Here is a 1,565-nt window from a genome sequence, read left to right as displayed (position 1 = left end):
TTTGACCAAGTGGTTGCTGGTGGTCAAGGTGATATGTCGGTTGCGGATTACATGGCAAGTTTAGATTCATATCATGTGGGTGCGTTTTCATCAGAAGGTAACACCGATGATGAAGCGGATTTACGTACCTTTAGCACAAAGTGGAATTACGCGTTAGAAGATAACGATGTGATCACCAGTGTTGATTTTGGTATTCGTTATTCACAACGTGATGTAGACCATGACCAATTTACCTATACTTCAGACTTTGGTAATGGTTGTGATATTGCGCAATGGAAAGCCGTTGACCAAAACTTAGACAGAAGTACGAGTAATGCGCCTGATAATGCCTGTTATGGTATGGCTGGTACCGGTGAATACACGGCAGCAGAGCAAGGTAACTTTGCTTATAACGCAGAAACAGGTGAATACGAAGAAACTTCTCACTATCAGTATGATGAAAATACGGGTGAGAGAATGTATGTACCGAAAGTTGATGGAAATGGTGACCCAATCTATGGTGACTTTACATGGACACCATACACACTTTTACCACCAACACGTCTAGACGACCATACAACGGTTTCATGGCAAACAGACTTTGGTAACGTAAAAGGTATTCCAGGCGTTTGGGTGATTGACCCAAGTAACTTCCGTGACCCACGTCAATGGCATAAAGACACGTTTGGTAATGTACAACGTACTGAAAATGGCGGTGCTACGTATGATGTAGGCTTAGATGAGTTATCTTACTTCTTACAAGCGAACTTTGAGTACGGTAACCTATCAGGTAACGTTGGTTTGAAAGTAATTGAGACCACATTATTTGTGAAGCAAAACCTTATTGGTGGTAACTTACCGCATTCAGGTTTAGGGCCAGATATTGGTGATGAGGTTACAGAGCGTAAGTATAAAGACGAGCTACCGTCAATTAACTTAGCATACCAAGCAAGTGATGACGTGGTATTACGTGCTGCATTTTCTGAGAACATGCAAGCGTTGAATCTGGACCAATGGGGTGCAGGTAAAAACGTTGGTATGGTGTTCAACAATGGTTGTGGCTGTATGCGTGTACAAAACGTCACGTTAAACGGTAACCCAGCGTTAAACCCATGGCGCTCAGAGAACTGGTCATTATCAGCTGAGTGGTATGCTGGTGAAGCGTCAATGTTCTTCGCCTCAGCGTTTGGTATCGATATTGCTGAGTTTACTGAAAGCAGAACAGAATTACGCAACGAAGAGCCGGATAGTGATGGTGTTATCCGTGGTCCACACCCAACAACCTTTACGGCACAATCTGAAGGTGGTGAAGTCGCTGGTTTTGAATTAGGCGCGAAAGTCGCATTAAGTGACTTCTTAGGTGAAGACAGCATTCTTAAAAATGTTGGTTTTGACGTTAACTACACGTATACCGATTCAAAACAAGAAGCGAAAGATGTACACGGTGATGACTTACCGTTCCAAGGGATGTCAAAAGATACCTACAACGCGGTTGTATGGTATGAAAACGATACGTTCTCAGCGCGTTTAGCATGGAACTCACGTAGCCCACGCTTAATGACAGCAGGTAATGCAGGAACAGGTGG

The 1,565-nt window shown here is 43.5% G+C and carries 1 protein-coding gene; it reads left to right on the top strand.

Annotated elements, in window-relative coordinates:
* On the top strand, window positions 1-1,565 hold a 1,565-nt coding region (locus tag BI291_RS18640), incomplete at both ends, for a TonB-dependent receptor (RefSeq protein WP_368482984.1).

The sequence above is a fragment of the Thalassotalea sp. PP2-459 genome (genome assembly GCF_001913705.1).
GTDB classification, from domain to species: domain Bacteria; phylum Pseudomonadota; class Gammaproteobacteria; order Enterobacterales; family Alteromonadaceae; genus Thalassotalea_C; species Thalassotalea_C hakodatensis.
The sequence above is the reverse complement of the archived record's forward strand: the minus strand, read 5'-3'. Positions and strand labels throughout refer to the sequence as shown.